The sequence below is a fragment of the Bradyrhizobium sp. in8p8 genome, assembly GCF_000426845.1.
Lineage (GTDB): Bacteria > Pseudomonadota > Alphaproteobacteria > Rhizobiales > Xanthobacteraceae > Bradyrhizobium > Bradyrhizobium japonicum_C.
Genome location: NZ_AUGD01000003.1, coordinates 93704 through 117844, shown reverse-complemented (window position 1 = coordinate 117844; position 24141 = coordinate 93704). Strand labels below are relative to the sequence as shown.

Here is a 24141-nt window from a genome sequence, read left to right as displayed (position 1 = left end):
CGCGTCATTGCCGGGCTTCACCCGGCGATCCATCCCTTTTCGAAAGATGGATGCGCGGGTCATCAGGTTTGAAGACGTCGCTTCGCGCCCTTTGCCCGCGCATGACGAGCCCTGATCAATACACGCGCGCCTTCGGCGGGATGTACTGCACGTCGTTGGTCATGGTGTAGTTGTGAACCGGGCGGTACTCGATCCTGACCTTGCCGGCATCGTCCAGCCAGGCCAGCGTGTGCTTCATCCAGTTCTTGTCGTCGCGTTCGGAAAAGTCCTCGCGGGCATGGGCGCCGCGGCTCTCGGTGCGGTTGGCGGCCGAGTTCATCGTCACCACCGCCTGCGAGATCAGATTGTCGAATTCGAGCGTCTCGACGAGGTCCGAATTCCACACCAGCGAGCGGTCCGACACGCCGATGTCGGTGATGCCGCTGTGGACCTTCGCGATCAGATTCTGGCCCTCGCTCAGGACATCGCCGGTGCGGAACACCGCGCAATTGTTCTGCATGACGTGCTGCATGCCCTCGCGCAGCTTCGCGGTCGGCGTGCCGCCGGAGGCGTAGCGGAAATGGTCGAGGCGGCCGAGCGCCATCTCGGCCGAGTTCGCCGGCAGCTCCGGCTGCTTGCCGTTCGGCGTGAGCTTCTCGGCGAGGCGAAGCGCGGCGGCGCGGCCGAACACGACGAGGTCGATCAGCGAGTTGGAGCCGAGGCGGTTGGCGCCGTGCACGGAGACGCAGGCGGCTTCGCCGATCGCCATCAGGCCCGGGATCACCGCGTTATCGTCGCCGTCCTTCTTGGTCAGGACTTCGCCGTGATAGTTCGTTGGAATGCCGCCCATGTTGTAGTGCACGGTCGGCACGATCGGGATCGGCTCGCGCGTCACGTCGACATTGGCGAAGATCTTTGCCGATTCCGAGATGCCCGGCAGGCGCTCGGCCAGCACGGCGGGATCGAGATGGTCGAGATGCAGGAAGATGTGGTCCTTCTTCTTGCCGACGCCGCGGCCCTCGCGGATCTCGATGGTCATCGCGCGCGAGACGACGTCGCGGGAGGCGAGGTCCTTCGCCGACGGCGCGTAGCGCTCCATGAAGCGCTCGCCCTCGGAGTTGACGAGATAGCCGCCTTCGCCGCGCGCGCCTTCGGTGACGAGACAGCCCGAACCGTAGATGCCGGTCGGGTGGAACTGCACGAACTCCATGTCCTGCAAAGGCAGGCCCGCGCGCAGCACCATGCCGCCGCCGTCGCCGGTGCAGGTGTGCGCCGAGGTGCAGGACGCATAGGCGCGGCCATAGCCGCCGGTCGCGAGAATGACGGTCTGGGCGCGGAAGCGGTGCAGCGTCCCGTCGTCGAGCTTGAGCGCGATGACGCCGCGGCAGGTGCCCTGGTCGTCCATGATCAGGTCGATCGCGAAGAACTCGATGAAGAACTCGGCCGCATGGCGCAGCGACTGGCCGTACATCGTATGCAGCATGGCGTGGCCGGTGCGGTCGGCGGCGGCGCAGGTGCGCTGTGCCTGGGCCTTGCCGAACTCGGTGGTCATGCCGCCGAACGGACGCTGGTAGATCTTGCCGTCCTCGGTGCGCGAGAACGGCACGCCCCAATGCTCAAGCTCGTAGACCGCCTCGGGCGCGTTGCGCACCATGTATTCGATCGCGTCCTGGTCGCCGAGCCAGTCCGACCCCTTCACGGTGTCGTACATGTGCCAGCGCCAGTCGTCCTTGTGCATGTTGCCGAGCGAGGCGGAGATGCCGCCCTGCGCCGCAACGGTGTGTGAGCGGGTCGGAAACACCTTGGTGATGCAGGCGGTGCGCAGGCCGGCCTCGCTGCAGCCGACCACGGCGCGCAGGCCCGCACCGCCGGCGCCCACAACGACGACGTCGTAGGTGTGGTCTTCGATCGGGTAGGCTTTGCCGTTGGTGGCGGGAGCGCCGTTGCCCTTGCCATTGATCTCAGCGGCCATGGGTTACACTCCGGAGGAAAGTTTCAGGATCGCGTAGGTCGAGGCGAGCGCCACGGCGACCGAGAAGAAATTGTTGAGCATGATCGCGGTGAGCTTCAGCTTCTCGTTATGGACATAGTCCTCGATCACCACCTGCATGCCGATCTTCATGTGCCAGGCGCTGGCGAAGATGAAGAGGAGCAGGATCACCGCAACGGGAATGGAGCTCAGGGTCTGCGCAGCGTAGACTTGGTTGCGGCCGAGCAGCATGACGATGATCACCAGCGCCGGGATGATCAGCAGCGTCATCGCAACGCCGGTGATGCGCTGGCGCCAGAAATCGGACGTGCCGGAATGCGCGGCGCCGAGATTGCGGACGCGGCCGAGCGGAGTGCGCATCGAGGGGCGCTTCGGAGAGCCGTGGGATTCGTCGAAACTCATCGACCGCCTCCGTTCGCATAGGCGATGATCCAGATCAGCACCGTCAGCGCGATGCCGCCGATCAGGGCGCCCCAGGTCAGTGCTTCGCGCTCGTTGGGTTTGAAGCCGTAGCCGAGGTCCCAGACGAAATGCCGGATGCCGCTGAGCATGTGGTGCATCAGGGCCCAGGTGTAGCCGAACACGATCAGCCGGCCGATGATGCTGCCGGCAAAGGCCTGCACGTGGGCGTAGGCGGTCGGGCCGGAGGCCGCGGCAACCAGCCACCAGACCAGCAGCAGCGTGCCGACATAGAGGGCGATGCCGGTGGCACGGTGAACGATGGAGAGCGCCATCGTCAGGGTCCACCGATAGGTTTGGATGTGCGGCGAAAGCGGTCGTTCGATCCGTGCGGTCATGGGCGGCTTTTGATGTTTGTTGCGGCCCAGCAGGGCACGCGGGGATCGCGAAAGGGTCGGCTCTATTTACGGAGTCGATGGGGCCTGCGCAATCACCAAATCGCCATAAATCGAACGCGCGTTCAGCTCTATGGCCTTGATGAAACAGGGTCAATCCCCGTTCTGGTATACCAGAAGGCAGGTCCGCCAACGAACAAATGATCTCAAGATCACTTCTTGTGCCGTGCGAGACACATTGAAATTACTATTGGAATGCCTCTAATGCACGGGGTCGCCGCCCTGGGCCGCCGCTGACGCAGCCCTGCCCCTGATTCCCCGGCTCGAGTCTCGCACGCGCCCGGCGGCAATGCGCAACGGCGACCGATATGCGCGACCCGCAATCCACCCCCGCCAGCAACCTGGCCTGTCGACCGGATCAAGCAGATCCGCCTACTGCTCCGCACAGCAAGTTCCGAGCTGACGTCACGGACGAGCTGCGACCAGTGGGGGGAGGGGGTTGATTCCTGCTCTTGATCTCAAGGAAATCGTCGAGCTGACCCTGCTGCTGATCGCAACGGGCGCGGCCTCGGGCTTTCTGGCAGGCGTGTTCGGGATCGGCGGCGGCGCCATTCTGGTTCCGGTGTTCTACGAATGCTTTCGCATCGCCGGCGTGCCGCTGGAGGTGCGGATGCCGCTCTGCGTCGGCACCTCGCTCGCCGTGATCATCCCGACCTCGATCCGTTCGTTGCGAGCTCACTACAAGCGGGGCGCGGTCGACATGACGATCCTGCGCGTCTGGTGGCTGCCGATCCTGATCGGTGTCGTCATCGGTAGCGTGGTCGCACGCTATGCGCCGGAGCGGCTGTTCAAGATCGTGTTCGTCGCGGTCGCCTGGTCGGCCGCGGTCCGGCTGATCTTCGCGCGCGAGACCTGGAAACTCGGCGACGATCTGCCGAAGGGTCCATTGATGCGCGTCTACGGCCTCTGCGTCGGTCTGCTCTCGACCTTGATGGGCATCGGCGGCGGCCTGTTCTCGAACCTGCTGATGACGTTCTACAGCCGTCCCATTCATCAGGCCGTCGCAACCTCCTCCGCGCTCGCGGTGCTGATCTCGATTCCCGGCGCGCTCGGCTACATCTATGCGGGCTGGCCGGCGGCGGCGACCTATCCCGGTGTCGCAGCGCTGCAAGTGCCGTTCGCGCTCGGTTATGTCTCGCTGATCGGTGCCGTGCTGGTGATGCCGATGAGCCTCGTCACCGCGCCGCTCGGCGTGAAAGCGGCGCATGCGATGTCGAAGCGCACGCTGGAAGTGGCGTTCGGGTGTTATCTGTTGATCGTCGGCGGCCGGTTTGTGCTGAGCCTGCTGGGCGGGCTGTAGCCGCCACATCCACCGTCATTGCGCGCGAAGCGAAGCAATCCAGGCTGTCTCCGGGGAACGATTCTGGATTGCTTCGCCGCAGGTGCTCCTCGCAATGACGGGGGAGAGAGAAGAGCCCAGAAATCGCAAGGCGGCCTGATCCTTCAGTCGCACTTCGCTACCCAACCAATCCCGGAGATTGCCGATGCCTTCGATGCGATCGGAGCCGGAAAGCACCTTCAGGCCGCGATGCTCACTCGGGCCCGGTCTAGGGCGCTATAAGCATCGAGGAGATGATCGTTGATCCGGGCAGCCTGCTCGCGCTTCATGCATTTCCCCAGCCCTGGAGCTTTTGCCCCTACTTCTTCGCGTAAATGTCCTTGTACGTCTCGCGCAGAATGTTCTTCTGCACCTTGCCCATGGTGTTGCGCGGCAGCTCGTCCACAACGAAGACCCGCTTGGGCATCTTGAATTTCGCGAGGCGCCCGTCCAGTCCCTTCAGGACAGTCGCTTCATCGATGCTCGCGCCGGGCTGGCGCACCAGCACCGCGGTGACGCCCTCGCCGAAATCGGCATGGGGCACGCCGATCACCGCGGATTCGACAACGCCGGGCATGGCGTCGATCTCGCTCTCGATCTCCTTGGGGTAGACATTGAAGCCGCCGGAAATGACGAGATCCTTGCCGCGGCCGAGGATGTGGACGTAGCCCTTTGCATCGATCTTGCCGAGGTCGCCGGTGATGAAGAAGCCGTCGGGCCGGAATTCGGCCTTGGTCTTCTCCGGCATGCGCCAATAGCCCTTGAAGACGTTCGGGCCCTTCACCTCGATCATGCCGATCTCGTCGCGCGGCAGCTCTTTCCCCGTTTCGGGATCGGTCACGCGCACGGAGACGCCCGGCAGCGGGAAGCCGACTGCGCCCGGCACGCGCTCGCCGTCGTAGGGGTTTGACGTGTTCATGTTCGTTTCGGTCATACCGTAGCGCTCGAGCACGGCATGTCCCGTGCGCGCCGACCATTCGCGATGGGTATCTGCGAGCAGCGGCGCCGAGCCCGAGATGAACAGGCGCATGTGCTTGGTCGTCTCGTGCGACAGGGCCGGGTTCTGCAGAAGACGCGTGTAGAAGGTCGGTACGCCCATCAGCACCGTCGCGCGTGCCATCAGCTTGATGATCAGGTCCGGATCGAGCTTCGGCAGGAAGATCATCGAGGCCCGCGCGAACAGCGTCACATTCGTCGCCACGAACAATCCGTGCGTGTGATAAATCGGCAGCGCGTGGATCAGCACGTCCTTGTCGGTGAAGCGCCAGTAATCGACGAGCGAGAGCGAGTTCGAGGCGAGATTGTCGTGGCTGAGCATCGCGCCTTTGGAGCGGCCGGTGGTGCCGGAGGTGTAGAGAATGGCAGCGAGGTCGTCGCTCGCGCGCGGCACGGTCGTGAACTCGCTGCCCGCCTTGTCTGCGGCCTCCGTCAGCGAACCCTTGCCGTCAGCCCCGAGCGTCTCGACCTTGGCCTTCACCTTGCCTGCGATCGGCGCGAGCCCTTCCGCCTTCGATGGATCGCAGACCACGAGCGACGGCTCGGCATCGCCGATGAAATAGTCGAGTTCGTTGAGCGTATAGGCCGTGTTCAGCGGTAGATAGACCGCGCCGGCGCGCACTGTGCCGAGATACAGCACGATGTTGGCGACGGACTTCTCCACCTGCACCGCAACGCGGTCCCCGGGTTTCACGCCGCGGGCGGCCAGCACGTTCGCCATCTGCCCGGCGCGTGCGATCAGATCGCCATAGCTGATATGGGCGCCGTCATACGTCTCGATCGCGAGCCGTTTCGGATCGTCCAGGCCGTCGAACAGGCGGGAAAACAGGTTGGCGTTGGCAGCTTGGTTCATGCAACATTCCTCGCCGGCAGAAGCCGGTCAAAACCGAGGGCTGGATTAGCAAAAACCGCCCCGTAGAAGCAACGGAGACAGTTTGCATGTCAAAAAGCGGGAAACGCGTGGCCTGGGTCACGGGTGGCGGCAGCGGGATCGGGGAGGCGGGCGCAGAGGCGCTCGCCGCCGATGGCTGGACGGTGGTGGTGTCCGGCCGTCGCAAGGATGCGCTGGATGCAGTGGTTGCGAAGATCACGAAAGCGGGCGGCGCGGCCGAGGCGATCGCGCTGGACGTGTCCAACGCCGCCGAGGCGCAGAAGGCGGCGGATCAGATCGTCGCCCGACACGGCCGGATCGATCTGCTGGTGAACAACGCCGGCATCAACATCCCCAAGCGCAGCTGGAAGGACATGGAACTGGAAGGCTGGGACAAGCTCGTCCAGGTCAATCTCAACGGCGTGCTCTACTGCATGCGCGCGGTGCTGCCGACGATGCGCAAGCAGCAGGACGGCTCGATCATCAACGTCTCGTCCTGGGCGGGCCGTCATGTCTCGAAGATGCCGGGCCCGGCCTACACCACGACCAAGCATGCGGTGCTGGCTTTGACCCATTCCTTCAACATGGACGAATGCGTCAACGGCCTGCGCGCCTGCTGCCTGATGCCGGGCGAGGTGGCGACGCCGATCCTGAAGCTGCGGCCGGTGGTGCCGAGCGAGGAGGAGCAGGCGAAGATGCTGCAACCCGAGGACTTGGGACGCACCATCGCTTTCATCGCGAGCATGCCGGCGCGCGTCTGCATCAACGAGCTGCTGATCAGCCCGACACACAATCGCGGCTTCATCCAGACGCCGAACAGCAGGGATTGAGACGCAAGACCGCGCGGCAAAATCTCCTCGTCGTCCCGGGGCGCGACGCAGTCGCGAACCCGGGACCCATAACCACAGGGAGTAGTTTGGCGAAGACCCGGAGTGACCATCTCGTGTCACGACATCTGCCTGGGGCTATGGGTCCCGGATCTGCACTTCGCTTGTCCGGGACGACAGCGGAGCGCGAGAGGTTCGCCAACACGAACATCGCGCCCGATAGTTTCGAGCATCACAAAGAATTTTTCCCCGAAACCGCAACGCAAAGCCTCCCGTAGTTCGGTCCAACGACGGCAATGCTTCATCACCTCAACTGTCGCAGGTGCCGTTGTTGCCAACTCAACGCCGGCCGTCGCCGGCTACGGTTCAATCGGGAGATTCTCCATGTCCAAGCGCATTGCCTATCTTGCTGCCGCCGCCTTCAGCGCCCTCGCCATCACCGCGACCGTCGTCGCGCCTGTCAGCGCCGAGGAAAAGACCGTCATGGTCGGCGGCGCCGCGATGTACCCGTCCAAGAACATCGTCCAGAACGCGGTCAACTCGAAGGATCACACCACGCTGGTGGCGGCGGTGAAGGCGGCCGGCCTGGTGCCGACGCTGGAAGGCAAGGGCCCGTTCACGGTGTTCGCGCCCACCAACGCGGCTTTCGGCAAGCTGCCGGCCGGCACCGTCGACAACCTCGTCAAGCCCGAGAACAAGGCGACGCTGACCAAGATCCTCACCTATCACGTCGTGCCCGGCAAGCTCGCGGCCGCCGACCTCTCCGACGGCAAGAAGCTGAAGACCGCCGAGGGCGAGGAGCTGACGGTCAAGAAGCAGGACGGCAAGGTCTGGATCGTCGACGCCAAAGGCGGCACCTCGATGGTGACGATCTCCAACGTCAACCAGTCGAACGGCGTGATCCATGTGGTCGACACTGTGCTGATGCCGGCGACGTAACACCACGCGATCCTGTTTCTTCCCCGAGCAGGATGCTTCCAGACCGCGAGCCGGGGATACCCGGCTCGCTTTTTTGTGACCACAATAGCCTCGCGGTATCGATTCCATGGCGGACAGGGCGTAACGAAAACCGAAATACAGGCGTATAATTGCCATCGCACGGACCTTCAGGACGGAACCATCATGGCGAGCCTCACAGTCACCGACGAGCAGGTCGGAGCCACCCCGGCCAAAGTCATCCAGCCGGCCTGGGTCCGGATCATGCACTGGATCAACGCGCTTGCCATGATCCTGATGATCCTGTCGGGCTGGCAGATCTACAACGCCTCGCCGCTGTTCGACTTCCGCTTCCCGCGCGAATACACGCTCGGCGGCTGGCTCGGCGGCGGCCTGCTCTGGCATTTTGCCGCGATGTGGCTGCTGATGATCAACGGACTCGCCTATCTCATCACCGGTCTCGCCACCGGACGCTTCCGAAAAAAGCTGCTGCCGATCACGGCGTCCGGCGTGCTTCACGACGTCAGGGCCGCGCTGACCTTCAAGCTCGGCCATGACGATCTCACCGTCTACAATTACGTGCAGCGCTTGCTCTATGCCGGCATCATCGTGGTTGGTGTGCTGATCGTGCTCTCCGGCCTTGGAATGTGGAAGCCGGTGCAGCTCTATTATCTCGTGATGCTGTTCGGCGATTATCCGACCGCCCGCTATGTGCACTTCTTCTGCATGGCCGCGATCTGTGTGTTCCTTGTCATCCACGTTCTGCTTGCGCTGCTGGTGCCGAAGAGCCTGCGCGCCATGATCATCGGCCGCTGAGGAGGAGACCATGGCGAAGCGTCCGTTCCTGATTCCCGGCGTCGACAGGCGGCTCCTGATCAAGGATTCCCTCAAGACGATGCCAGATGTCACCCGCCGCCGCTTCATTGCGGGCGGCGCCAGCCTGGGCGCGCTGGCGCTGCTCACCGGCTGCGACGTCATCGACTCCTCCTCGGCCGAAACCATGCTCGCCAAGGTCTCGAAGTTCAACGACGCCGTGCAGGCGTGGATGTTCAATCCCGACGCGCTGGCGCCGACCTTCCCGGAGAGCGCGATCACGAAGCCGTTCCCGTTCAACGCCTACTACGATCTCGACGACGCGCCGGACATCGACGGCAAAGACTGGAAGCTCGAAGTGCGCGGCCTCGTCGACAACAAGAAGTCTTGGACGCTGGATGAACTCTATCAATTGCCGCAGGTCACGCAGATCACCCGCCACATCTGCGTGGAGGGCTGGAGCGCGATCGGCAGCTGGACCGGCACGCCCTTGCGCGATTTCCTGAAACTGATCGGCGCAGACACGCGCGCTCAATATGTCTGGTTCCAGTGCGCCGACAAGGATGGCTACAACTCGCCGCTCGACATGCGCAGCGCGCTGCATCCGCAGACCCAGATGACGTTCAAATATGCGAACGATATCTTGCCGCGCGCCTACGGTTTCCCGATGAAGATCCGCGTGCCCACCAAGCTCGGCTTCAAGAATCCGAAATACGTGGTCTCGATGGAAGTCACCAACGACTACAAGGGCGGTTATTGGGAAGACCAGGGCTACAATTCGTTCAGCGGGAGCTGAGAGGGCGAATAGCGAATAGGGAGTAGGGAGTAGGGAGTAGGGGCGAGGCCGATTCTATCGCTACTCGCTACTCGCCTTCGGCCCCACCTTCCTCTGGCACAGCGCCGCCACGGCACCCAGCGCCAGCAGCGCCGCCGACACGTTCAGCGCGTAGCTCAGGCTGCCCAGCGCATCCGTGATCGCGCCGACTGCGATCGGACCGAGCGTCTGGCCGACGCCGAACGAGATCGTCATCGCCGCGATCGCGGTCGGCCACACCTCTGGCGGATAGTTGAAGCGCACGAAGGCCGTGGTTGAGCCGACCACGGCGAAGAAAGCGACACCGAACACGACCGCCGACACCGCAAGCCATGCCGGCGAATGCCCGAGCATCGGCAGCGCTGCTCCCAGCGCGTTGGTGCCGAGGATGATGGCGGTGGCGAGTCCACCCCGATCGAGCGCCAGCACACCGCGCCAGGCCCAGGGGGTCACGAACGCGCTCAGACCGATCAGGCCCCAGAACGCGGCCTGCGCCGCGGCCCCGCCGCCGCCGTCCCGCACATAGGCGATCATGAAGGTCATGTAGGCGATGTAGCCGGCGCCGAACAGGAAGTAGCCGGCGAGGTAGATCAGCACGGGTCGGATCGCGAAGGAGGCGTGGCCGCCTTCCGAGAAACGCACGCCGCTCTCGATGCGGATCAGAAAAAGGGGAATCGTCATCGCGATGGACAGCAGCGTCAGCGCCCACCACACGATCCACCACGAGCCGGAGCCGAAATATTGCAGCGTGAACGGGGAGATCAGCCCCGAGGCCAGAATGCCGATGCCGGGTCCGGCATAGAACAGGCTCAGCAGGAAATTGGCCCGCTCGGGGCGCGACTGCGCGATGGTCGCAGCCAGCGCGCCGCCGGCGACGAAGCCGGCCGCGGCGCCGAGGCCCAGCACGAGGCGCGCGAGGCTCAGCGCGACGAAATTTCCCGTCAGGGCGCACGTGGCGAGCGCGGCGACGCAGGCCAAAGTTCCGCCGCGGATCGCCGCCGACCAGCCGACGCGCTGGATCAGCCGGGACGCCATCAGCGCGCCCGCGAGATAGCCGACCGCGTTGATGGTGTTCATGAAACCGGCAGCCGAGTAGGACCAGCCGAGGTTCTCCCGCATGTCAGGCAGCACCAAAGCATAGGCGAAGCGGCCGATGCCGAGCCCGACCGTCGCCGCCAGCGACAGTGTCAGGATCAGCCGCGCGGGATGCGCGTAGGGCGGGCGGTCAGGGGCGTGCAAGGGGTGCTCCGGCCGGCGCAGTGTGGCAGGCCCTGCCCGTCTTGCACAGCGGCGCGGCGGCAATGGTGTCTTGCCAAGCGCGCAACGCCGCTCTAGCACTCCGGCCATCCGTCATTCCGGGGCGCGCGAGCTATGGTGCGCAATTGCGCACCTGAGAATCCATTTCCCCGCCTGCGCTGTGGCCTGATGGATTCCGGGCTCGCTCGCTTTGCGCGCGCCCCGGAATGACGAGAGAGGATCGAAGAGGACACGACCATGGCGACCCACAAACTGCTGCTGCTCCCCGGCGACGGTATCGGCCCCGAAGTGATGGGCGAGGTGAAGCGGCTGATCGACTGGCTCAATTCGGCCGGGATCGCCAGGTTCGAGACCGACACCGGCCTCGTCGGCGGCTCCGCCTATGACGCGCACAAGGTCTCGATCTCTGAGGGCGACATGGCCAAGGCCAAGGAGGCCGACGCCGTGATCTTCGGCGCGGTCGGCGGTCCGAAATGGGATGCCGTTCCTTACGAGGTGCGCCCCGAAGCCGGCCTGCTGCGCCTGCGCAAGGACCTCGCGCTGTTCGCCAACCTCCGCCCCGCCGTGTGCTACCCGGCGCTGGCGGACGCTTCGAGCCTGAAGCGTGAGGCGGTCGAGGGGCTCGACATCATGATCGTGCGCGAGCTCACCGGCGGCGTCTATTTCGGCGAGCCCAAGACCATCACCGATCTCGGCAACGGCCAGAAGCGCGCGATCGACACCCAGGTTTACGACACCTATGAGATCGAGCGCATCGGCCGCGTCGCCTTCGAGCTTGCCAGGAAGCGCAAGAACAAGGTGACCTCGATGGAGAAGCGCAACGTCATGAAGTCGGGCGTGCTCTGGAACGAGGTCATGACCCAGGTCCACAAGCGCGAATATCCCGATGTCACGCTCGAGCATCAGCTGGCCGATTCCGGCGGCATGATGCTGGTGAAGTGGCCGAAGCAGTTCGACGTCATCGTCACCGACAACCTGTTCGGCGACATGCTGTCCGACATCGCGGCGATGCTGACGGGCTCGCTCGGCATGCTGCCGTCGGCCTCGCTCGGCGAGGTCGACGTCAAGAGCAAGAAGCGCAAGGCGCTGTACGAGCCGGTGCACGGCTCGGCGCCCGACATCGCAGGCAAGGGACTCGCCAATCCGATCGCGATGATCTCGTCCTTCGGCATGGCGCTGCGCTATTCCTTCGACATGGGCGATCTCGCCGACAAGGTCGATGCTGCGATCGCTGCGGTGCTCGCCAGTGGTCTGCGCACCGCCGACATCAAGTCGGAAGGCACCACGTCCGCTTCCACCACGCAGATGGGCGAAGCGATCCTGAAGGAATTGCAGAAGCTGCACGCGTAAGCGGCGGCGTCATTCCGGGGCGATGCGCAGCATCGAACCCGGAGCGACGCGTCCCAAACAAAAAGGCCGGGCGAGAGCCCGGCCATTTGATTCGCGACGTCCGTTCAGTACAGCGGGAAGGTCTGCGGGTAGCCGCCGACATCCTGCGGCGGCGAGAGCGGCTGGCGATCGATCGGACGGTTCAGGTTCTCGCGGGCGAAGGACGGATAGCCCACCGCCGGCGGGAAGGCGTAGTCGGTGAACTTGCGGTCGCCCGGATTGACCTCGGTGCCGCCGTCGAGCCAGGAGCGCTTGCTCACGTAGATGCGGGTGCGGCCCTGCTGATAGACGGCATTGGGACCGCTCGGGCCGTAATAGGGGCGGCCCCGCTCGTCATAATAGCGCTTGGTCTTGGTGTCGGCCGAGGCCGGAGTCGCGAACGCGATGGCAATTGCGGCGCCCGCCGCAAGCAATGTCGCCAGTTTGTTCGCGGCAGAAAATTTCGAGCTCATCACGTCCCCTTCAGGCGGCACGCCGCCAGTCGATTTCACCCCATACTAGCCCGGCGGGGGTGACCGCAACTAGGTCAATTGGGTCACACCGGCCCGGAATAATCGGGCGCGCCGTCAAAAGTTGCATCAATACCAGCCACTTGAGCTTGATGCGGCTCAAAGCGTCCCGCGCAATTGCGCGTTCGCATGACCGAGCAGCCAGTCCGCCGCAGCCGCGGGGTCACAGCCGCGGCGCTTGAGCTCGGCACGGGCGAACAATTCCGCCAGCTTCGGCTCATTGCCGGACGTGAGCAGCGTCAGCCGGTTCAGCGTGCAGGCGATGGCCGCGCGCCGGGCGGGCAGGGTGTCGCCCCGGCAGGAGAAGCCGGAGATCTGCAGGGCAGGTTCTTCGCTGCGCTTGAGGTAGCCGAGGCACGCCCGCTCACCCTCCATCGTTCCGGTTGGCCGGAACAGGGCGACCGGGCCGAACTTGGTGTCGATCAAGCCGGCCAGCTCGAACGGAGTGGACGCCTCCGCGCCCATCTGGACGGCCAGATCCGCCGTTGCCGGACGCGCCACGTCGAATTCGGCGCCTTCCCGGTAAACCTCGAGCTCGGCCACGGGCTTGCCCGCCGCGTCGGCCCAGCGCAGCACATCCTTGCGCCCGCCTTCGGGGTGCCGCAGGATGGTATAAGACATTGTTTTGTCAGCCGAATCGAATCGGCTGAGGGTGAAGGCCGGATGCGAGCGGTCGGCGACGCCCCAGCCCGGCCTCGGAGCCGGCTGATCGCCCCGAAGCTCGGGCAGATGGCCGAGTGCGGCAAGGCCCAGGATGGCAAACAGGGCGAGCGCCCCCACATAGGCAATCAGGTGCGCCAGCGTGCCGACGACCTCGTCGGCGAAAGCTAGAAGCGTCAGATGGATCTGAGTGGGGCTTACGGCCGTGCTGGCCTCAGGCGACTGCATCCACGGCCTTCAGGCATGGTCCAACGTTGTCTTGAGGCCGGTTCTCGCATAGAAGCGCTGCTCTTACTGTTTAAGCGTCAGCTGCAGGAACGGGCTTTTTCGTCGGAGAGTGAACGATGGGTTACAAAGTCGCAGTCGTCGGCGCGACCGGCAATGTCGGTCGGGAAATGCTCAACATCCTGGACGAGCGCAAATTCCCCGCGGACGAGGTCGTGGCCCTGGCGTCGCGCCGCAGCGTCGGCGTCGAGGTGTCCTATGGCGACCGCACCCTGAAGGTCAAAGCGCTCGAGCATTACGACTTCTCCGACGTCGACATCTGCCTGATGTCGGCCGGCGGCGCGGTGTCGAAGGAATGGTCGCCGAAGATCGGCGCCGCCGGCGCCGTCGTGATCGACAATTCCTCCGCCTGGCGCATGGATCCGGATGTGCCGCTGATCGTGCCGGAGGTGAACGCAGGCGCGACCGAGGGCTTCAAGAAGAAGAACATCATCGCCAACCCGAACTGCTCGACCGCCCAGCTCGTGGTCGCGCTCAAGCCGCTGCACGACAAGGCGACGATCAAGCGCGTCGTGGTCTCGACCTATCAGTCGGTGTCGGGCGCCGGCAAGGACGCCATGGACGAATTGTTCTCGCAGACCAAGGCCGTCTACACCAATGACGAGCTGGTCGCGAAGAAGTTTCCCAAGCGCATCGCCTTCAACGTCATCCCCCACATCGACGTCTTCATGGAGGACGGCTACACCAAGGAAGAGTGGAAGATGATGGCGGAGACCAAGAAGATCCTTGATCCCAAGATCAAGCTCTCCGCGACCTGCGTGCGCGTGCCCGTGTTCGTCGGCCACTCCGAGGCCGTCAACATCGAGTTCGAGAATCCGATCAGCGCGGACGAAGCCCGCGAGATCCTGCGCAAGGCGCCCGGCTGCCTCGTCATCGACAAGCAGGAGCCCGGCGGCTACGCGACGCCGTACGAGGCGGCCGGCGAGGACGCCACCTATATCAGCCGCATCCGCGAGGACGCGACGGTGGAGAATGGCCTCGTGCTCTGGTGCGTGTCCGACAATCTGCGCAAGGGCGCCGCGCTCAACGCGATCCAGATCGCGGAAGTGCTGATCAACCGCAAGCTGATCAGCGCGAAGCAGAAGGCGGCGTGAGAGGTGGCGAGTAGGGAGTAGCGAATGGCGAATGGAGTTCCCCATTCGCTACTCGCCATTCCCTATTCGCCGTTTGCCTTCTTGAATTCCTTCGACGCCTTGTCCAGCACGAACAGCGATCCCTCCGCGACGCCGAAATAGGCGCCGTGGGTCTGCATATGGCCGCTCTCCACGGCCTTGCGCACGAACGGAAAGGTCATCAGGTTTTCCAGGCTGCGGAACACCGCGGCCTTCTCGATGCGCTCGACGAACTGCGCCATGGTCTCGTGATCGCGCTGCTCGACCACTTCGCCCGGCTTGATGAACATCTGCATCCAGCGGCCGATGAAGTCGCCGGGCGTCAGCGGCTCGATCTTGTCGACGAAGGCGCGGATGCCGCCGCATTGCGCGTGGCCGAGGATGACGATGTGCTTCACCTTCAGCACCGTCACCGCATATTCCAGCGCAGCCGAGACACCATGGGCGTTGCCGTCGGGCTGATACACCGGCACCAGATTGGCGATGTTGCGCACGACGAACAATTCGCCCGGGCCGACGTCGAAGATCACCTCGGGCGAGACGCGGCTGTCGCAGCAGCCGATCACCATCACTTCCGGGGCCTGTCCCTTCACCGACAGTTCGCGATAGCGGGTCTGCTCGGTCGGCAGCCGCTGGGTGGCGAAGGCCTTGTAGCCTTCCAGCAAATGCTTCGGGAATGTCATCATACCTATGCCTAATCATAGACCGCAGGGGCGAACAAGCCTTTCGAACGGGCAGGCCAAGTGCTATCCGCTCAGCCGGAAGAGAGACGAGGAAGGAACGCTCGCATGACCCGCCCGCGCCGCAGCCATCTGTTCATGCCCGGCTCCAACCCCCGGGCGCTGGAAAAGGCGCGCAATCTCGCCGCCGACGGCTTGATCCTCGATCTGGAAGACTCGGTCGCCCCCGAGGCCAAGGCAGCGGCCCGCGACGGCATCGCCGCTGCGATCGCGGCCAAGGGCTTTGGCAAGCGCGAGATTTTGATCCGGACCAACGCACTCGACACGCCCTGGTGGGTGGATGACGTCGCGATGGCCGCCAAGGCTTCGCCCGACGGAATCCTGGTTCCAAAAGTTTCAAGCATTGAAGATCTCGGGACGATCGGCCGCAAGCTGGCCGAGCTGGGCGCCGCGCCGACCGTGAAGGTCTGGGCCATGATCGAGACCGCGCGCGCCGTGCTGCATGCCGAGGAGCTGGCTGCCGCCGGGCGCGATCCATCGTGCCGCCTCTCCGGCTTCGTGTTCGGCCCGAACGACATCTCGCGCGAGACGCGGATCAAGATGCTGCCGGGCCGCGCCGCGATGATCCCGATGATCACCCACTGCATCCTGGCGACGCGCGCCCACGGCCTCGAGATCCTCGATGGCCCCTACAGCGACATCGCCAATCCCGACGGCTTCGCTACCGAATGCGCGCAGGGCCGCGATCTCGGCTTCGACGGCAAGACCCTGATCCACCCTTCGCAGATTGATGCCTGCAACGCGATCTTCACGCCACCCGAAGAAGAGATCGCGCGCGCCCGAAAGATCATCGCCGCGTTCGAGCTGCCCGAGAACGCATCGCGCGGCGCGATCCGTCTTGACGGCGCGATGGTCGAGCGCCTGCACGCCGACATGGCCCGGCGCACGATCGATATCGCGGACGCGATCGCGGCGATGGGGAAGGGCTGAAAAAGGAACGTCTCGCTCCTCGCGGGCTACGCAGCGGCATTGCTGCCGTCTATGGGCTGCGACTACCTTCGTCTCGCGTTCTTCAGAGTCTCCGACGGCAGCTCGCCGATCGCCCGCCGATACTCGGATGCGAAGCGGCCGAGATTTCGGAAGCCGCATTTGAAGGCCACGGCGAGCACGCTGGTCTGCTCGTCGGGCCGGCGCAGCAGCTCTGCCGCGTGCTGAAGCCGGACGCGCCGCGCGAACTGGCCGGGCGATCCTCGCCCGGTATCTGAGAACTCCCGGAAGACAGTCCGCACGCTCACGTTGGCGATCTCCGCGATCCTTTCCAGATCGAGGGGTTCGTTCCAATGCGCCTCGATGTAGGACTCGACGAGGTCGATCACGGTCCGGTTGGCGCTCGGGGCGGAGCGCTGAAGCCGATCGGAAAAATTGTGCCGGTGCGCCAGGAGAATTCGGACCATCAGCGCCCGCTCGAGCTCGGCGATAGCGATGGGTGAGTAGTCCTGTCCGAATCTTTCCAGCTCCTCCGCCAACCTGAAGACTTCCTGCCGCACATGCGTCATGACCGCAGGATCGCCTTCGTCCCCGACGAAGCGCAGCTTCATGTCGCTGCCGTCGCCGATCATGATCTTCAGCAAGCGCTCCAGCGCGGCGGCATCTATCCTCACCACCAGCTGCCGGTAGCCCGGCGCGAAGTCGAGATCGAGCCTGGCGTCTCCGGAGATGATTGGGCTCCAGGCTTCGATCGGCTGGCTATTTCCATTGGTGCTGAACCGCGCTCCTCCCTGGATGGAGAAGAACTGGCGGAGGATCTGCGATTCAGGAAAGGAAAGCGATGCCGCTCCGTCGTAGGCGCAGAAGGCGAGGCCCATCGAATTCAAGCGGGCAAGATTGGCCTGGATGCCGAACGCGTTGTCATGCGTGTCGAAGCGGTCGGCGCCATACACCGCGAACAGGCGGTCGCGCGCGAACTCGCTGTCGCGCGAACGAAGCAAAGGATAGCGGTCAAGATAAGAGACGGCGCCCAAATCAGATTCCTAAAACGTTCAAACTACTGAATCCGAATCGCAGCGCTACCAATTTCAGATTGCATGTAACGTCGTGCAGGCGCGGCTGGATTTTTGCGCGAAGCATGTCCGTTGAATTACTGCTGCGGCGAAATGTCCACGCGCTGGGCGTAGGTGCGGTCGCCGGCCTTTCGCCGGCCGGTCCGTCGCACCAGCGGTACATCGATGCTGCCACCGCGGCCGCTTTGCCGAATTGCGATAGTGGTCTTAGGGCCACCTTCGCGGATTCTTGGCCGCTGCCATCTGCGACAGGCTCGCGCGTCGCTGTCAGGTTAATCGTCCTGGCAAAATCCGGCCATTGTGTCTTCGATCGGACAAACACTCTGATAATTCGATTCAGATACCTCCTTGGTGCACGAGGATGGCGTGTCGGACGAGAACTCGGCCCTCACCAAATCCTGGCAACAGACATGAATGCTGAAGCCGCCTCGCGCGAACGCGCTGCGAGCGGGAGCATCACTTTCGGAGCAGGTATAATGTTCGGTCGCAGATCCCACGGCGATGCGCAGGCGCAGATTGATGCGATCGGCCGTTCGCAGGCCATGATCACGTTCAACACGGACGGTACGATCGTCACAGCCAACAAGCATTTCCTGGACTTGCTCGGATACGGCCTCGACCAGATCCAGGGCAAGCATCACTCCATGTTCGTGCCGGCCGATCAGCGCGACGGCGCAGATTACCAGGCCTTCTGGGCGGCACTGCGCCGCGGTGAATGCAGGGCCGGCGAATTCAAGCGCATCGCCAATGGCGGCCGAGAGATCTGGATCGAGGCGTCGTACAACCCGGTGCTCGACGATGCCGGCAAGCCCGTCAAGATCGTCAAGATCGCCACCGACATCACCGCCAAGAAGATTCGCGGTTTGACCGAGGCCTCCAAGATCGCCGCTATCAGCCGCGCTCAGGCCGTCATCGAGTTCAAGCTCGACGGCACCATCGTCACCGCCAACGAGAATTTCTGCAAGGCGCTCGGCTTTTCGCTGGCGGAGATCGAGGGCAAGCATCACAGCCTGTTCATGCCGCCGCAAGCCCGCGACAGCGCGGCCTACCGCGAGTTCTGGGAGAAGCTCAACCGCGGTGAATACCAGGCCGGCGAGTACAAGCGCATCGGCAAGGGCGGCCGCGAGGTGTGGATTCTCGCTTCCTACAATCCGCTGCTCGACGAGACCGGCAAGCCGTTCGGCGTCGTCAAGTTCGCAACCGACGTCACTGCGGAGAAGCTGAAGAACGCCGATCTCGCCGGTCAACTCGCGGCCATCGACAAGGCCCAGGCCGTCATCGAGTTCAACATGGACGGCACGATCATCGCCGCCAACGCCAACTTTCTTGCCACGCTCGGCTATTCGCTGGCCGAGATCAAGGGCAAGCATCACAGCATGTTCGTCGAGCCCAGCGAGCGCGACAGCGTCGCCTATCGGGAGTTCTGGGCCGCCCTCAATCGCGGCGAGTACCAGTCGGCCGAGTACAAGCGCATCGGCAAGGGCGGCAAGGAGGTCTACATCCAGGCCTCCTACAATCCGATCCTCGATCTCAATGGCAAGCCGTTCAAGGTCGTGAAGTACGCCACCGACACCACAAAACAGGTTCTGGTCCGCATGGGCAACGAGCGCGTCCGCGCCATGACGGAATCGGTTGCCGCCGGCTCCGAGGAACTCAACGCGTCGGTGCGGGAGATTTCCGAGGCCATGACCAAGTCGCGCGAGACCGCGATGGGCGCAGTGGAGCAGGTCTCCTCTGCCGACGCGCAGGCGCAGCGTCTTACCGACGCCGCGCAGGCGATGAGCGGCATCGTCGAGATGATCAACAACATCACCGGACAGATCAACCTGCTCGCGCTCAACGCCACGATCGAATCCGCGCGCGCCGGCGAAGCGGGCCGCGGCTTTGCCGTGGTCGCATCCGAGGTGAAGGGCCTTGCCAACCAGGCCAAGCAGGCGACCGACAAGATCGCTCAGGAGATCGGCAGCCTGAACCAGATCTCGGGGGATGTTGTCGGCTCCCTGAATGCGATCAAGCAGGCGATCAACAATGTCAGCGAGTACGTGACGTCGACCGCCGCTGCGATCGAGGAACAGAGCACGGTGACGAACGAGATGTCGACCAGCATGCAGCGTGCTGCGGCAGAGGCCGCTGCCATGGCGAACCGGGCCTGATCAGTCCGGCTGCGTCCTCGGAGCATCCTGCCATCTAAGCGGCGGGGTGACCGGGGACGATATGAGAAGCACGCCGTGTTGCGTTGCGGTAGAGCAGCCGTTCGCGTCTCCACCGACCGCCGCTGACGATCTCGTCCCGGGTCTCCCCCCGGACCGGATCTGCCGGTTGCTGCGCACTGCAGCTGCCGCTGGCTCGTTATGCGGACATTGCTGTGATCCAGGTCACACATTCCGCAGAGTTGCTCCGATAAATTTGCGTCGTTTAAATGCTGCTTTCAGTCCCCCGGTCATAACGAGTGGGAATTCGCATGCTTCGCAAATTCATCTATTGCCTTGCACTCCTTGTTCTCGCTGGCCCCGCTGCCGCTATTGACCGCGTCAGAGGCGACGCGAACCCGGCGATTGCTGCTGCGTCGGATGCCATACGGCGAGATCCCAGGGACGCGAACGCCTATTACAATCGCGGGAATGCTTATGCCGCGAGCGGCGATAACGAGCGCGCCATAGCCGATTACACCGCGGCGATCCGACTCGATCCGGCGCACGCGAACGCCTACTACAACCGAGGCAACGGCTACAGCAACAAGGGCGACAACGATCGCGCCATCGCCGACTACACGGCCACGATCCGGCTCGATCCGGCCTATGCGAATGCCTACTACAACCGAGGCAACGCCTTCAGCAACAAGGGCGACAGGGATCGCGCCATTGCCGATTATGCGGAAGTGATCCGCCTGCAGCCCGCGAATGCGAACGCGTATTTCAACCGAGGGAACGCCTACGCCAGCAAGGGCGACACGGACCGAGCCATTGCCGACTACACGGACGTGATACGCGTCGATCCCGCTTATGCCAACGCCTACGTCAATCGCGGGCTGGCTTATGAGAAGCGCGGCGATTTCGCCAAAGCCAGGGCTGACTTCAATGCCACGCTGGGATTGCGGCATGGTGTCACCAAATGGGCCCAGGACAAGGCGCGCGAGCGGCTTGCCGTCCTGCCTTCACCGCGGCCGTCGACAATACTGGTCGAGAAACCCAGCGCCGCCCCGGCCGTCGTAACGTCCGACGCGTCGACGGGAGACCGTCGCATCGCTCTCGTCATCGGCAATTCGGCTTACGAGAACGTCGCCGCGCTTCCGAACCCCGTCCGCGACGCAAGCCTCGTCGCCGATGTCTTGAAGCTCACCGGGTTCGAATCTGTGACGCTCGTGACCAATCTCCGCAAGGATGCCTTGGTGAGCGCCTTGCGCGAGTTCGCGGCTCGTGCGGAAACGGCGGATTGGGCCGTCGTGTATTATGCCGGACATGGCATGGAGGTCGGGGGCGTCAATTATCTCATTCCGATCGATGCCAGGATCGCCGCCGATCGCGAAATCGGATTCGAAGCCGTGCCGGTTGATCAGGTCCTCAATGCGGCAGAGCGCGCCAGGAAGCTGCGCCTCGTCATCCTCGATGCCTGCCGCGACAACCCGTTCGCGGCCCAGATGAAGCGCACGATGACGGTGGCGTCGCGTTCGGTGTCGCGAGGTCTTGCGCCGGTCGAGCCGGAGGCGGGCACGCTGGTGGTTTACGCCGCCAAGGACGGCGAGACCGCGCTCGACGGTGACGGGAGCAACAGTCCGTTCGCGGCAGCGTTCGTCAAGAATCTTCCGACGCCGGGCCTCGAAGTCCGCAGGCTGTTCGACTTCGTTCGCGACGACGTCATGGAAGCGACCGGCCGCAGGCAAAAGCCGTTCAGCTACGGCTCGATCTCCGGCCGGCAGGACTTCTATTTCGTGGCCGGCAAATGACGCCGCAGGAGCTGCGGCTCAGCGCGGTGCGAGATCGGCGCGATTGAGCGAATCCAGCGTCGAGGCATTTGCGCAATAGCCGTGATAGTTCTCCGCAGCGGTGCCGTCGGCGAGATCGCGGTCGCACTGGCCCTTGTGCTCGCAGAGCGAACAGACCCGCTCCATGTCGCGGAGCAGCAGCGGCTGCGCGCGGCCAAGCCCTTCGGCATTGATGCCGAGTTGCTCGAGCATCTTCGGCAACTCGTCGGCGGCATGCCTGCCGTGACGGACCAGCTCCTCCAGATCGTCAGGCGCGATCCTGAGGTCATTCGCGATCCGATCGAAATCGGCGCGATCGAGCTGCCGCATCTCGTTCACCTCGCGGCGATGCTTCAGCCAGCCGGCAAAGGAGTCGATGAGGTCCTGAACGATGGGATAGGGCTTGCTTGCGGTGCTCATGGAAAGCTCCATTCGGACGGCGGAACTGGAGCCAATTAAGCACAATGCTGCAGGAGCGCGTTGCGCTGGATCAAAGTGGGAAGGGGTGCAAAAACCCTGTTCTCTGCCCCCGATGCGGCAAGATGACCGCGTGTAAGGCGCAGATCCTTCCACATCGTCATGGCCGGGCTCGACCCGGCCATCCACGTCTCAATGTGCAGTACGAAGGACGTGATACCCGGGACAAGCCGGCATGACGGCCTCTTTCGCTGGCACGCGATCACTCAGGCAGAGCTACCCAAACCGCTCCGTCGCCCACGCATACAGGCTGCCCGGAATTGGCTTTTCGCCGCCGCGGCCCTTGGGCGAGATGTGCAGGCCGATGATGGCGGGATCGGTCACGAGGCCGAGATAGCTCGAAGGATCGAAGAACAGTTTCGGCTCGGCATGCACGGCGTAGAACGACTGCTTCGGCAGCGCGTTCTGCAATTCACCGGTGCGGCGCGCGAGCGCGGTGAGCGCCGCGGGGCCGTAGATCGCAACGCGGATGTCGGAGAGCCGGTTCGAGCCGCCGCGCAGGCGGCGCATCATGAAGGTGACGCGGTGGCGCACCGACAACCAGTTCGGCGTCAGCTCCTCCTGCTCCATCAGCTCCTCGAACGCGCGCACGATGCCGTGCTCCGCCGGCAGGTAGATCACGGAATTGCCGAGCTGGCGTGGCCGCTCCCACGCGAAATAGGGTTTTGCCGAATCGATCTCGATCGGCCTCAGCAGCAGCACGTCGGCATCGAGCCACAAGCCCAGTCCTTTCGCCATCAGCCTCATGCGGAAGAAGTCGCTGAACTGCAGAATGGTCCAGTCCCGCCAGCTACCGTCCGGCTCCGGCGGGCGCAACCGTTCGGAGAACGCATGGGGCAGGATCGCTTCGGCATCGGCATTCTCGACGCCGGCAGGCAGGCCGGGAATGGTGTCGAAGCTGTAGACCGTGACCTTGTGCCCGGCAGCCAATTGCGAGCGCAGGCAGGTCTGGCGCAGCGCGTCCATCGGGCCATGCCAGAAGGTGACGATCTCGGGCAGCATGCGCGGAGCTATACGGTACAACCGGAGCAAAGAAATAGCCCCGGCGCTTGCAGCACCGGGGCTTGAACGGGAAACGGATATCAGGCCCAGGCGCGTTCGCGCTTGAGCTTCTCCTCATAAGTGTCGATCGAGGCCTTCTTCTCCATGGTGAGACCGATGTCGTCGAGGCCGTTGATCAGGCAGTGCTTGCGGAACGGATCGATCTCGAACTTCACCTTGCCGCCGTCCGGGCCGCGGATCTCCTGGTTCGGCAGGTCGATCGTCAGCGTCGCGTTGGCGCCGCGCTCGGCGTCGTCAAACAGCTTGTCTAGGTCTTCCTGGGCAACGCGGATCGGCAGAATGCCGTTCTTGAAGCAGTTGTTGTAGAAGATGTCGCCGAACGAGGTCGAAATCACGCAGCGGATGCCGAAATCGAGCAGCGCCCAGGGCGCGTGCTCGCGGCTCGAGCCGCAGCCGAAATTGTCGCCGGCGACCAGAATCTTGGCGTTGCGATAGGCGGGCTGGTTGAGCACGAAGTCCGGATTCTCGCTGCCGTCGTCCTTGTAGCGCTGCTCGGAGAAGAGACCCTTGCCCAGGCCGGTGCGCTTGATGGTCTTGAGGTACTGCTTCGGGATGATCATGTCGGTGTCGACATTGATGATCTTCAGCGGCGCCGCGACGCCTTCCAGCGTGGTGAACTTGTCCATGGTTGCGCTTTCCGCACGTGGTTCAGGGAACCGGTATTTATCGCGATCGGGCCGGAAATCCTAGGCCGAATTGGGCAGGGCTAGTCTGCTTGGCGGGTTGAGGCGAGCCCGGTGCGGCATCGGGCTTCACCTCTCCCCACGGGGAGAGGTGAACCGAGACCGTCCTACTCCGCGTTGGCCTCGATCGCCTCCATGTCGTCGTCCGACAGGCCGAAATGGTGGCCGATCTCGTGGATCAGGACATGGCGGACGATGTGGCCGAGGCTTTCGTCGTGCTCGGCCCAATAGTCCAGGATCGGCCGCCGGTAGAGCCAGACCATGTTGGGCAGCCGCGCCATGTCGCCAAGACTCTGCTGGGGCAGGCCGACACCCTGGAACAGGCCGAGCAGGTCGAACTCGCTCTCGCATTCCATCTCGTTCAGGACCTCCTCGGTCGGGAAGTCGTCGACGCGGATGATGACCCCCTCGCAGAGCTTGCGGAACTCCGTCGGCAGGCGCTCGAACACATCGTGAGCCATCGCTTCCATCTCGGCGAGCGAGGGTGCTTTCAATTCCGTCCACATGCACACCTCTTAGCGCGGGTTCCGCCGCGATGCATCCGGCTATATAAGCGCGGCGAGGTTGACGGGCGCCATCAAAACGGGGAGCGTGGGGGCCGTCGACGG

General features: G+C 64.0%; 23 protein-coding genes. 10 read left to right on the top strand and 13 right to left on the bottom strand.

What is annotated here, in order from left to right:
* Positions 1–115: 115 nt before the first annotated feature.
* From sdhA to sdhC, 3 genes are read right to left on the bottom strand one after another with little or no spacing between them, the layout of a single operon-like run.
* On the bottom strand, positions 116–1951 hold the full coding sequence (gene sdhA, locus K408_RS0110640) for a succinate dehydrogenase flavoprotein subunit (protein WP_024338807.1): 1836 nt from the start codon (positions 1949–1951) through the stop codon (positions 116–118).
* A 3-nt stretch (positions 1952–1954) separates the two neighbouring features.
* Entirely contained in the window at positions 1955–2371 is a 417-nt protein-coding gene (gene sdhD / locus K408_RS0110635; RefSeq protein ID WP_035697998.1) for a succinate dehydrogenase, hydrophobic membrane anchor protein, read from the bottom strand.
* Entirely contained in the window at positions 2368–2766 is a 399-nt protein-coding gene (gene sdhC, locus K408_RS0110630) for a succinate dehydrogenase, cytochrome b556 subunit (protein ID WP_024338809.1), read from the bottom strand. Before sdhC ends, sdhD begins: the two co-directional genes overlap by 4 nt.
* A 496-nt stretch (positions 2767–3262) precedes the next feature.
* On the opposite strand from sdhC, the gene K408_RS0110625 reads away from it, so the two are divergent.
* Complete coding sequence (locus K408_RS0110625; RefSeq protein WP_024338810.1) at positions 3263–4123, top strand: sulfite exporter TauE/SafE family protein; 861 nt, start codon at positions 3263–3265, stop codon at positions 4121–4123.
* A gap of 337 nt (positions 4124–4460) precedes the next feature.
* On the opposite strand, the gene K408_RS0110620 is transcribed toward K408_RS0110625, so the two are convergent.
* The gene (locus K408_RS0110620) at positions 4461–5990 is read right to left on the bottom strand and encodes a malonate--CoA ligase (RefSeq protein WP_024338811.1); all 1530 of its coding nucleotides are present in this window, start codon (positions 5988–5990) and stop codon (positions 4461–4463) included.
* Positions 5991–6076: 86 nt separating this feature from the next.
* Between K408_RS0110620 and K408_RS0110615 the strand changes: the two genes are divergently transcribed.
* The 4 genes from K408_RS0110615 (at position 6077) to K408_RS0110600 (ending at position 9380) form a co-directional block, all read left to right on the top strand.
* On the top strand, positions 6077–6838 hold the full coding sequence (locus tag K408_RS0110615) for an SDR family oxidoreductase (protein WP_024338812.1): 762 nt from the start codon (positions 6077–6079) through the stop codon (positions 6836–6838).
* Positions 6839–7219: 381 nt separating this feature from the next.
* Positions 7220–7774, top strand: a complete 555-nt coding sequence (locus K408_RS0110610) for a fasciclin domain-containing protein (RefSeq protein ID WP_024338813.1) — start codon at positions 7220–7222, stop codon at positions 7772–7774.
* A gap of 183 nt (positions 7775–7957) precedes the next feature.
* Positions 7958–8587 (top strand): cytochrome b/b6 domain-containing protein, encoded by a 630-nt coding sequence (locus tag K408_RS0110605; protein ID WP_024338814.1) that lies wholly within the window; start codon positions 7958–7960, stop codon positions 8585–8587.
* 10 nt (positions 8588–8597) lie between these two features.
* Entirely contained in the window at positions 8598–9380 is a 783-nt protein-coding gene (locus K408_RS0110600; RefSeq protein ID WP_024338815.1) for a molybdopterin-binding protein, read from the top strand.
* 60 nt (positions 9381–9440) lie between these two features.
* On the opposite strand, the gene K408_RS0110595 is transcribed toward K408_RS0110600, so the two are convergent.
* On the bottom strand, positions 9441–10637 hold the full coding sequence (locus K408_RS0110595) for a YbfB/YjiJ family MFS transporter (protein WP_024338816.1): 1197 nt from the start codon (positions 10635–10637) through the stop codon (positions 9441–9443).
* Positions 10638–10892: 255 nt separating this feature from the next.
* Here K408_RS0110595 and leuB point away from each other — a divergent pair, with 255 nt between their 5' ends.
* On the top strand, positions 10893–12005 hold the full coding sequence (gene leuB / locus K408_RS0110590) for a 3-isopropylmalate dehydrogenase (RefSeq protein WP_024338817.1): 1113 nt from the start codon (positions 10893–10895) through the stop codon (positions 12003–12005).
* A 104-nt stretch (positions 12006–12109) separates the two neighbouring features.
* Here leuB and K408_RS0110585 read toward each other — a convergent pair whose 3' ends face one another.
* On the bottom strand, positions 12110–12496 hold the full coding sequence (locus K408_RS0110585) for a hypothetical protein (RefSeq protein WP_024338818.1): 387 nt from the start codon (positions 12494–12496) through the stop codon (positions 12110–12112).
* A 156-nt stretch (positions 12497–12652) separates the two neighbouring features.
* On the bottom strand, positions 12653–13441 hold the full coding sequence (locus K408_RS0110580) for a hypothetical protein (protein ID WP_024338819.1): 789 nt from the start codon (positions 13439–13441) through the stop codon (positions 12653–12655).
* Between the two features lie 116 nt (positions 13442–13557).
* Between K408_RS0110580 and K408_RS0110575 the strand changes: the two genes are divergently transcribed.
* On the top strand, positions 13558–14592 hold the full coding sequence (locus K408_RS0110575) for an aspartate-semialdehyde dehydrogenase (protein WP_024338820.1): 1035 nt from the start codon (positions 13558–13560) through the stop codon (positions 14590–14592).
* A 62-nt stretch (positions 14593–14654) separates the two neighbouring features.
* Here K408_RS0110575 and K408_RS0110570 read toward each other — a convergent pair whose 3' ends face one another.
* A complete protein-coding gene (locus tag K408_RS0110570; RefSeq protein ID WP_024338821.1) occupies positions 14655–15296 on the bottom strand; it encodes a carbonic anhydrase in 642 nt (213 codons plus the stop codon).
* A 102-nt stretch (positions 15297–15398) separates the two neighbouring features.
* On the opposite strand from K408_RS0110570, the gene K408_RS0110565 reads away from it, so the two are divergent.
* A complete protein-coding gene (locus tag K408_RS0110565; protein WP_024338822.1) occupies positions 15399–16280 on the top strand; it encodes an HpcH/HpaI aldolase/citrate lyase family protein in 882 nt (293 codons plus the stop codon).
* Between the two features lie 62 nt (positions 16281–16342).
* Here K408_RS0110565 and K408_RS0110560 read toward each other — a convergent pair whose 3' ends face one another.
* Entirely contained in the window at positions 16343–17311 is a 969-nt protein-coding gene (locus K408_RS0110560) for an AraC family transcriptional regulator (RefSeq protein ID WP_024338823.1), read from the bottom strand.
* Between the two features lie 515 nt (positions 17312–17826).
* On the opposite strand from K408_RS0110560, the gene K408_RS0110555 reads away from it, so the two are divergent.
* Positions 17827–19503, top strand: a complete 1677-nt coding sequence (locus K408_RS0110555; RefSeq protein WP_024338824.1) for a methyl-accepting chemotaxis protein — start codon at positions 17827–17829, stop codon at positions 19501–19503.
* 308 nt (positions 19504–19811) lie between these two features.
* Positions 19812–21293, top strand: a complete 1482-nt coding sequence (locus K408_RS37935) for a tetratricopeptide repeat protein (protein WP_024338825.1) — start codon at positions 19812–19814, stop codon at positions 21291–21293.
* Positions 21294–21311: 18 nt separating this feature from the next.
* On the opposite strand, the gene K408_RS0110545 is transcribed toward K408_RS37935, so the two are convergent.
* The 4 genes from K408_RS0110545 to K408_RS0110530 all read right to left on the bottom strand — a co-directional run bounded on the left by K408_RS0110545 (position 21312) and on the right by K408_RS0110530 (position 24039).
* Positions 21312–21731 carry a DUF6455 family protein gene (locus K408_RS0110545; RefSeq protein ID WP_024338826.1) on the bottom strand — a complete coding sequence of 140 codons (420 nt, stop codon included), beginning with the start codon at positions 21729–21731 and terminating at the stop codon, positions 21312–21314.
* A 273-nt stretch (positions 21732–22004) separates the two neighbouring features.
* Positions 22005–22790, bottom strand: coding sequence for a glycosyltransferase family 32 protein (locus tag K408_RS0110540; RefSeq protein ID WP_024338827.1), 786 nt, complete (start codon positions 22788–22790; stop codon positions 22005–22007).
* Between the two features lie 80 nt (positions 22791–22870).
* Complete coding sequence (leuD, locus tag K408_RS0110535; protein WP_024338828.1) at positions 22871–23476, bottom strand: 3-isopropylmalate dehydratase small subunit; 606 nt, start codon at positions 23474–23476, stop codon at positions 22871–22873.
* A 164-nt stretch (positions 23477–23640) separates the two neighbouring features.
* Positions 23641–24039: a metallopeptidase family protein gene (locus K408_RS0110530; protein ID WP_024338829.1), complete on the bottom strand. Its 399-nt coding sequence runs from the start codon at positions 24037–24039 to the stop codon at positions 23641–23643.
* Positions 24040–24141: the final 102 nt, after the last annotated feature.